The 8704-nt window shown below is 29.3% G+C and carries 9 protein-coding genes and 1 pseudogene; 8 read left to right on the top strand and 2 right to left on the bottom strand.

The genetic code is table 11. From position 1 onward, the window contains the following. Nucleotides 1-232 (bottom strand): annotated as a pseudogene (locus ABG79_RS11715) (IS4 family transposase); the annotation flags it as partial. A 193-nt stretch (nt 233-425) separates the two neighbouring features. Here ABG79_RS11715 and ABG79_RS11710 point away from each other — a divergent pair. Then, nucleotides 426-1571, top strand: coding sequence for a glycosyltransferase family 4 protein (locus tag ABG79_RS11710; RefSeq protein ID WP_057979654.1), 1146 nt, complete (start codon nt 426-428; stop codon nt 1569-1571). Nucleotides 1572-1591: 20 nt separating this feature from the next. Next, nucleotides 1592-2869 carry an oligosaccharide repeat unit polymerase gene (locus ABG79_RS11705; RefSeq protein WP_057979653.1) on the top strand — a complete coding sequence of 426 codons (1278 nt, stop codon included), beginning with the start codon at nt 1592-1594 and terminating at the stop codon, nt 2867-2869. A gap of 191 nt (nt 2870-3060) precedes the next feature. On the opposite strand, the gene ABG79_RS12840 is transcribed toward ABG79_RS11705, so the two are convergent. Further along, nucleotides 3061-3297 (bottom strand): transposase, encoded by a 237-nt coding sequence (locus tag ABG79_RS12840; protein ID WP_423230102.1) that lies wholly within the window; start codon nt 3295-3297, stop codon nt 3061-3063. A 55-nt stretch (nt 3298-3352) separates the two neighbouring features. On the opposite strand from ABG79_RS12840, the gene istA reads away from it, so the two are divergent. The 6 genes from istA to ABG79_RS11685 form a co-directional block, all read left to right on the top strand. Continuing rightward, nucleotides 3353-4960 (top strand): IS21 family transposase, encoded by a 1608-nt coding sequence (gene istA, locus ABG79_RS11700; protein WP_423230101.1) that lies wholly within the window; start codon nt 3353-3355, stop codon nt 4958-4960. A gap of 4 nt (nt 4961-4964) precedes the next feature. Further along, nucleotides 4965-5705, top strand: coding sequence for an IS21-like element helper ATPase IstB (gene istB, locus ABG79_RS11695; protein WP_057979652.1), 741 nt, complete (start codon nt 4965-4967; stop codon nt 5703-5705). Nucleotides 5706-5831: 126 nt separating this feature from the next. Continuing rightward, entirely contained in the window at nt 5832-7391 is a 1560-nt protein-coding gene (gene murJ / locus ABG79_RS11690) for a murein biosynthesis integral membrane protein MurJ (RefSeq protein WP_057979651.1), read from the top strand. A 335-nt stretch (nt 7392-7726) separates the two neighbouring features. After that, the gene (tnpA, locus tag ABG79_RS12635; RefSeq protein WP_200956820.1) at nt 7727-7876 is read left to right on the top strand and encodes an IS66 family insertion sequence element accessory protein TnpA; all 150 of its coding nucleotides are present in this window, start codon (nt 7727-7729) and stop codon (nt 7874-7876) included. Then, nucleotides 7827-8000 carry an IS66 family insertion sequence element accessory protein TnpB gene (gene tnpB / locus ABG79_RS12835; RefSeq protein ID WP_083490437.1) on the top strand — a complete coding sequence of 58 codons (174 nt, stop codon included), beginning with the start codon at nt 7827-7829 and terminating at the stop codon, nt 7998-8000. Before tnpA ends, tnpB begins: the two co-directional genes overlap by 50 nt. Beyond that, nucleotides 7925-8704, top strand: a 780-nt coding sequence (locus ABG79_RS11685) for an IS66 family transposase (protein WP_152978252.1), incomplete at its 3' end; no start/stop codon positions are given. The genes tnpB and ABG79_RS11685, both read left to right, overlap by 76 nt.

Raw genomic sequence — 8704 nt, 5'->3', positions numbered from 1 at the left:
TATACACCGTATCCTTTGAAAAATTTATATTACAATTTGATTCAAGCGTACGGTATAGGTTTTTACCTGTAAATACAAGTAAAAATATGAATTTAAAAACAGTAATACATGGAACTCCGTTCTCATTAGAAAAATTGCATTGTTTAAGAATAGAACTAATCTTATTATTTTTAAAAAATTTATCTACAGTGGATTTTATTTTATCATCTTTATTTGGTATAATAGTATTCATAAGAAACATTCCTTTCTTTTGGTGTTATTGGTTTGTTGTAATTCTATTATACCAAGAAAGGAATGTTTTTTGTTTTAAACCTTTAAATTCTAAAGCTTTCGCTTATATTTTTATGTGCGAAAGTTGAGTAAATTATTTTTGTTAGTAATAATTTAGAAAATTTTATAAATTATACATAGAGGGAAGTGATTTAATGAGGATATTACATATAGAAGATTATTTTGATCCAACAGCGGGATATCAAATAAATGAGCTATTATATGCTAGTAAAAATTTTGATGATGAAGTATTTCTTATTACCTCAACAGATATGTCTCCTTTTCACAAAAAGGTTGATATAAAAAAAGATAGGGAATTTGAAGAAAAAACTGGAGTTAAAATTTATCGGTTAGACCCTATTTTAAAAATATCTAGTAGGCTTTTGCTTAACAATTTTAGAAAAACAATAAAAAAAATAAATCCTGATATAATTTTTATGCATGGAATTGGAGATTTTAAGGATTTACAATTATGGGGAAGAAAAAAAAAGTATAAGATAGTTCGTGATTGCCATATGTCATGGGTAGCTTCTAAGAATAAATTTAGAAATATTTTTTATTTATTTTATAAAATTTTTTTTGCTAGTATCATAAATAGAACGGATAAATATGAAGTTATTTATGCATTAGGAGAAGAAGAATATGAGTATTTAAAAAAAATAGGGATAAAAGACCATAAGATTGATTTTTTACGTCATGGTTTTAATGATTCAATAATGTATTTTGATGAAAAAGGACGTAAAGAAATAAGAAGTAAGTATAAATTTAACGAAGAAGATGTAGTTATAGCATATATTGGAAAATTTAATAATAGTAAAAGACCAGATTTAATTATAGATGTTATTGATAATTTGGATAAAAGGTTTATTGATGATTACAAAGTTAAACTTTTATTTATTGGGCCTAAAGAAGATACTTACATAGATATGTTTAACAAAAAACTAGAGAAGATTGCAAAAAAAATACCAGTAGTTTTGGATGAATCAAAGCCATTCACTGAATTAAGAAAGTATTATTCAGCTAGTGATATTTGTATTTTTCCAAAAGAAACTACCCTAAGCTCTATACATGCTCAAGTATGTGGTTGTTCTGTAATAATGGAAAAATATAAATCTAATATAGAAAGAGTAATTGATAGTAGAAATCTTTATGATATTGATAATTTATATGAAGCGGCATGTATTTTAGAAAGAATTATTAAAAATAATGAGCATAAGGAAAACAAAAAAAATATGCAGGTTTTATTTGATAGAGAGTATAAAAAACAAATTATTAAGTTTAGAAGTAGGGCACTAAAGTAATTTTTAAAAGGAGAATATATATGGATAATATAGTTGTTGTTCTTTTTCTAATAATTGTTATAACATATGTAAATGTTCTCTATAAAAAAAGGATTTACGTTTCAACTTTTTATTGGTTAGCTGTATTCACTCTAACATTTTTAATTCCAAATTTAGGAACAATCCTAAATGCTTATGGATACAGTGTTTCAAAAATAACGTATAATAAATTAAATTTCTTTTATTTTTTAATACTTACTATATTTATAGCGTTTAATTTATTATTTAATGTTTTACTTTTTAAAAATATGCACACAAAAACAAAGTATGGAGGGTTATCTTATAACAGGCTATCTTCAGTATTTAAGATTTACTTTATACTATCATTAATCATATTTATAGTAATAGGATTAGAAGGTTTTCGTGTAGGGGCAAGTAAAGTTATACACGGTGGAAATTCTATAGTAAGTTTCTTTACACCTATGATAGTTTTTGGATTAAATTTATCTTCCCTAATTAAATTTTTTTATGTTGAAAGTCAAATTCAAAAAACAACAACTATAATTCACATTATATATTCACTATTATTTGGTTTTATTTTCACTTTTGCAAGAAGGCAAGTGTTGTATCCAATAATAATTGCATTTATTTTTTCAGTAATTATATATGATAAAAAACCTAAATTAAGATATTTTATATTAGCTATTTTTTTGATGATTTTTATAGGTCTTCCACTTATGATTAGTATACGAACAAACGGTTTTATAATGGGAATATCAAATTACTTTACAATTTTGACGGGAGATCTTAATGTATTAATGGCATATTTAATTATGAGTACTGATGTTAGTTGGAGTTATTCTTTAGCTGCTATAATTATTGAAAGTAATGTAAAATTAAATTGGTTAACATTATTACGTCCTTTAACAATAATTTTACCAAGAAGTATATGGGTAGATAAACCATTACCTGCATCTTCACAATTAGTCAATATACTTAATATATCTAATGATCCAAATATGTCTATTCCACCAGGAATTGTAGGAGAATCTTATATTTATTTTGATATAATTGGAATTATTGTTATTGGAATGATATGGGGAATTATAACTGCATTAGTTGACCGTAAACTTTATATAAAAGATCCTGTTTATAGGAAGTTTAACTCAACTAAAATATTAGCTTTAATAACAATAATTGTTCAGTTAATTACAGGTTCATTAAGAGGTGATACACCAACTACATTACAAGAAACACAATTAGTAATAATTCCGTTTTTGATTCTTTTATATATGTCGAAATATAAAATTAAAATCTAATCTAAAATAGTTAATATTTGAGGATATTTCATAATTCAAAAATTTAATTTTTGGATAAAAAATCAAAACTTTTTCTAAAAATGTGGAAAAAAGGTTAGACTATCCCTATTAAAACTTTATGATAGTAAGTTATCCACAGGTATTAAGTTTTGAATTAATAAAATACCACTTCCTCTTTAATATTTTAATAACTATGCTGATATCTTCTTTAATTGTTTTGCTTCTGCAATCCTTGTCGTCAAGATAGATATACAAGCTATATCTATAAATACCTTTGCTTTATCAAGACCAGCTGCACGAATGTTATTTAGTGCATAATTTTCTTTACCATCACCGAAAAAACGTTCAGCAGAAGTTCTCTCATTATAGAGAGTATTCCATGCTTCTGTTCCACGTAGTGGGTAAAAGTGTGAGTGGTAAAATAGAATGGAGAGATTTCGGAAATTAAGATTCCCGAAAATTTACCAGAAATAAGTGAAAAATATGTCTTCTCCTGTTAAAATGAAATTAGTTATTAAAACAGGGGGAGATAGAGTGGGAAGCATAAGAAGCATAATAGGTAAAAAGAAGGGCTGGAGATTGTTTTCTGAAATCAAAAATTTAAAGGAAAATGGCTTGAAAAAGGCTCAAATTGCAAGATACTTGGGGGTAGATTACAAAACTGTTACTAAATACTTTAATATGACACCTGATGAGTTTGCGGACATAAACAGAAAGAGAAAAAGTAAAAAACTTGATATCTACAAAGAACAGATACTTGAATGGCTTAATACTTACCATGATTTATCTTCAGCTCAGGTAACGGACTGGCTTAAAGAAAGATACGGTAATATCCCTTGCACTGAAAGAACAGTAAGATCATATGTGAGTTCTTTGAGAAAAGAATATAAAATACCAAAGAAGGTAAGCAAAAGGCAATATGAAGCAGTTGAAGAATTAGAGATGGGATTCCAAGCGCAAGTGGATTTTGGCCAGATTTGGTTAAATACCATAGATGGTTCAAGAATAAAGCTTTACTGCTTTGCAATGGTTCTATCGCATTCAAGAATGAAGTTTGCTTACTGGCAGGACAAGCCCTTTACTACCATTGATTTTATCGAAGCACACAATAGGGCATTTGAATTCTTTGGTGGAAGGACTAAAGAGATTGTTTATGACCAAGATAGACTTCTTGCAGTTGATGAGAACTTTGGTGATGTAATATATACTGAAGAATTTCAGAAATATGTAGACTTAATTAAATTTAAAATTAGATTATGTAGACGATATGATCCAGAAAGTAAGGGAAAAATAGAGGCTGTAGTAAAATATGTTAAAAATAATTTTGCAAGAAATAGAGTTTTTGAAGATATAGATTCGTTTAATAAATCCTGCTTAGCATGGCTTGATAGAACAGGTAATGCAAATGTTCATGGAACAATAAAAAGAATACCGAAAGAAGTGTTTACCCTTGAAAAACAACACTTAATTCCGGTATTCCAAAAACAAAATTCACCTAAGAACATTTTAACCTATACCGTAAGAAAAGACAATACCCTATTGTATAAGCAAAACAGGTATCAACTACCCAAAGGGACTTATGAACCTGGAAAAAAGGTTAATGTGGTTATCGAAGGTGAATTTATCAAAGTTTTAGACACTGAAAAAGATACTCTGATTGTTAAGCACAGGCTATCAAATGAAAGGGGGAAGTTGATAAAGCTTTCTCATCCTGAAAGGGATAGAAATACTGAACTTGATAAACTAAACGATGAAGTTCTCAATATGCTTGGTGCATCAGAAGAAGCTAAAATATTTTTAAAGGAGATTAGAAAGGAAAAAGCAAGATATTTCAGGGATCAATTAGGGCTTATCAAAAAAGCAGTAGAAGAAATTGATGCTGAAATTATTAATAAAGCTCTAAAGTATTGTTTAGAAAGAAAAATTTATTCAGCCACGATTTTTAAAGAGGCAGTTGAATTTTTTAATCATAAAGAAAAAGAATATACAAATACAGAAAAACAGAAAACAAATCCTATCCCGGATAAATTCAAGAATGTAAAACCTCAAACAAGAAGTATTAAAGAATACGCAAATATAGTTGGAGGATAGGATTATGGATAAGATAAAAATAATAAAGGATTATGCAAGGAATCTTAAGCTTGGATATATAAGAGATAATATACTCAAGATTATTGATGATGCAGATAAAAAAGATTTATCCTATCATGATTTAATAATAGAGCTGTTAAAAGGTGAAATAGACCAAAGGAACAGAAAAGCGCAGGAAAGAAGGCTAAAACAAGCCGGATTTCCTGTAATAAAAACAATTGAAGAATTTGATACTGAATTTCAAAAATCAATAACTAAAAAGCAGATAAACAGGCTCATAGAGATGGACTGGATAGATAATTTATACAACCTGATATTTTTAGGACCACCAGGAGTAGGCAAAACACATCTTGCAATAGCATTAGGATATAAGGCTGTAGAGATGGGCTACAAAGTAAGTTTTACATCAATGGATAGGCTAATGTATTACTTGAAAACCCAGGATATATCAAGGAAAAGCAAAAGTAAAATTAACCGAATATATTCTTCAGACCTTGTCATAATTGATGAAATTGGATATCTTCCAATTTTTCATGAAGAAGCAAATATGTTTTTTCAATTAATCTCAAATCTACATGAACAAACATCAATAATTATCACGTCTAACAAAGGGTTTGAGGAATGGACTGAACTTTTGCAGGATGTTGCCCTAACAACAGCTATATTGGACAGGCTAACCTATAGGTGTGAGATTTTTAATATGACAGGTAAGAGTTACCGATTGGAAAACAGGAAGTCATTTTGAAATAATGATTCTTGAAATTTTACAAGTATATATAGAGTATTTTAAATAAATCATATAAAAATATTTATAAATTTTTGGACATTTCAAAAATATGTAAAATTACACATAATACTTGGAGATGATCATATGTCAAAAAAACAGATAATTAAAGGTTCAATAGTTATAGTTTCTCTTACACTAATCAGCAAATTTCTAGGGTTTCTTCGTGAAACCCTACTTGCATATAAATTTGGTGCATCCTATGATACAGATATATATACCTTTGCGATAGGGCTTGTTATGTTAATTTTTAATAGCATAGGAAGTGGAATAGGAACTACATTTATTCCAATACTTACTGAGTTTATTGAAAAGAAAGATAAGGAAGATAGAATTAGGTTTGTTAGTAATGTAATTAATATTGTTGGAATTATAGTTATTGGATTTATACTATTTGGAATTGTTTTTTCAAAATTTATTGTTATGCTTTTTGCACCCGGATTTAAAGGAGATTTATTTATTTTTAATAAAGCTGTTAATGTGTCAAGATTTATGTTTATTTCAATGATTTTCATAGCCCTTCAATTTATTTTTACTGGAATACTTCAGTCACATAAGGAGTTTACAGCTCCTGCTTTTGTTGGAGTTTTAATGAACTTTGTTATTATATTTTATTTAATCTTATTTGCAGATAAATTTGGAATCTACGGGTTAACTGTTGCAACTATTGTAGCTTACTTTGTTCAATTCGTTTTTTTGGTTCCAAAGTACAAGAGACTAGGTTATATGTATAAAAAATATGTAAATTTTAAAGATGAAAATATAATAAGAATGGTTAAATTAATGATTCCAGTTATAATTGGTGTTTCAGTTTCGCAGGTTAATTTTTTAGTTGATAGAATGCTTGCAACAACAGTTGGAGAAGGCTCCATTGCTGTTTTGAATTTTGCAAACAAATTAAATACCTTTGTTTATGGAATATTTGCAGTTGCAATAACGACGGTTATTTATCCAACCCTTTCTACATATTCTGCACATGAAAATTTAGTGGCATATAAGAATGCTCTGATTAAAGGGATAAATGTTATTTTGATAATAATGCTTCCTGCGACAATTGGGATGATGATTTTAAGGCAGCCAATTGTTGATATCGTTTTTAAAAGGGGAGCCTTTGACAATAATGCTGCATATTTAACTTCCCTTGCACTTTTATATTACTCTCCAGGAATGATCTTCATTGGTGTTAGGGATGTAATAGGAAGGGCCTTTTATTCTATAAAAGATACAAAAACTCCGATGATAAACAGCATTTGGGGGGTTATATTAAATATAATTCTAAATATCATATTAGTAAAATTTATGGGGGTCGCTGGACTTGCTCTTGCTACGTCTATTTCTGTTATAGTTGTCACTTTGCTTTTAATAAGAAGTTTAAATAGAAAAATAGAAGATATTGGGACAAAAAAGATTATTAAATCATTTAACAAGATGTTTTTCTCTTCTTCGTTTATGGGGATAGTTGTGTTTTTTTTGAATAAACTTATGCAGATAAAATTCGGGACAGGCTTTAAGGGGGATGTAATTTCAGTATTTAGCTGTGCCTTTGTTGGAGTTCTGGTTTACTTTGGAATGATCCACATCTTAAAGCTTGAAGAGTATGTTTTTATTTTGGATTTAGTAAAGAAAAAATTTAAAAAGGCTGCGTAGATTTTAAAAGTAGGTGAAAAAATGTCAAGCTTTATGATTGGTTGGGTTGATTTTTCTAAGGAGCAGAGGAGCAATGTTTTGAATGTAATAAATTTGTTATCTGAGCCAGGTGCGGTTGATGAACTTGGAATAGGATAGTCAGGGATGCTTTTTCGGATATATTCTTTCCAGGGACATCAACTATCCAAACAAGAGAAAATATTTTTTGATTACAGGATATATTCTTTATGAATTAGAAAAAGATAAGGGGATTACTCCAGAGAGTAAGCGTCAAATTTTCCCCACCTACAAAGGCGAAAATAATTATGGCATAATAGCATCAGGAGGTGCTATTAGTGCAAGAAATTAGACAAAGACAAAATAATCTAAACTGGGATGAATTAATTCAAAATTTTCAAGCAAGCGGACTTTCAGCTCCAAAGTGGTGCAAAGAAAATGAATTTCAAATTGGACCCATTTTCAGATGCAATATTTGTATTTTGTAATTCAAAACGCGACAAGATTAAAATACTTTATTGGGAACGTAATGGTTTTTGGCTATATTACAGGCGTTTAGAAAAAGGCTTAGCAAGCAAAAACTCTTTGGCAAATCAAGTGAACAGAATATAGATGGTCAAATATCACTTCCAATATTTAATGAGGCTGAGGCTGAACGCCAACCTATAAATATTGAACCTAAGCTAGATGATGTTGCTATAGAAGAATCTAAATCAAAGCCCAAAAAGCAAAAGGGCAAGAGAGAAAAAGATTTTTCAAGGCTTCCCAAGCAGGTTGTGGAATACAAGCTATCTAAAGAGGAACAGGTATGCCCTGAGTGTGGCAATACCCTTCATGAGGTGCGCCCTGAAATCCGAAGGGAACTTGAAGTAATACCAGCTCAAATCATTGTAAAAGAAACCCATTCAATGATATATTCATGTCGTAATTGCGAAAGAGAAGGAATTACTGTTCCAATGATTACAGCTCCTACACCTAAACCAGTAATCAAAGGAAGTATTGCTTCCGCATCACTGATAGCAGATATAATGACTAAAAAATATGTAGATGCAATACCACTATATAGACAAGAACAAGAATACAAACGTTATGGATTACCAATTAATAGGCAGAACATGTCTAATTGGATTATCAGTGCTGCTCAAAATTGGTTAAGCCCAATGTATAAATATCTACAAAGTATGCTTGTAAATCATGATGTATTGCACGCAGATGAAACAGAGCTTGAAGTATTAAATGAGCCAGGGCGAGAAGCAACCACAAAATCCTACATGTGGATGTATCGAACAGGCAATGGGCATGAACCAATCGTTCTG

This window comes from Caloramator mitchellensis, assembly GCF_001440545.1.
Taxonomy (GTDB): domain Bacteria; phylum Bacillota; class Clostridia; order Clostridiales; family Caloramatoraceae; genus Caloramator; species Caloramator mitchellensis.
Note: the sequence above shows the minus strand (reverse complement) of the source record. Positions and strands in the feature narration are given on the sequence as shown.

What these genes read in the sequence shown, in the direction of transcription:
- ABG79_RS11705 (WP_057979653.1), top strand. Translation starts at nt 1,592, where the DNA reads ATGGATAATATAGTTGTTGTTCTTTTTCTAATAATTGTTATAACATAT.
- tnpB (WP_083490437.1), top strand. Translation starts at nt 7,827, where the DNA reads ATGAATTTCAAATTGGACCCATTTTCAGATGCAATATTTGTATTTTGT.
- murJ (WP_057979651.1), top strand. Translation starts at nt 5,832, where the DNA reads ATGTCAAAAAAACAGATAATTAAAGGTTCAATAGTTATAGTTTCTCTT.
- ABG79_RS11710 (WP_057979654.1), top strand. Translation starts at nt 426, where the DNA reads ATGAGGATATTACATATAGAAGATTATTTTGATCCAACAGCGGGATAT.
- istA (WP_423230101.1), top strand. Translation starts at nt 3,353, where the DNA reads ATGTCTTCTCCTGTTAAAATGAAATTAGTTATTAAAACAGGGGGAGAT.
- istB (WP_057979652.1), top strand. Translation starts at nt 4,965, where the DNA reads ATGGATAAGATAAAAATAATAAAGGATTATGCAAGGAATCTTAAGCTT.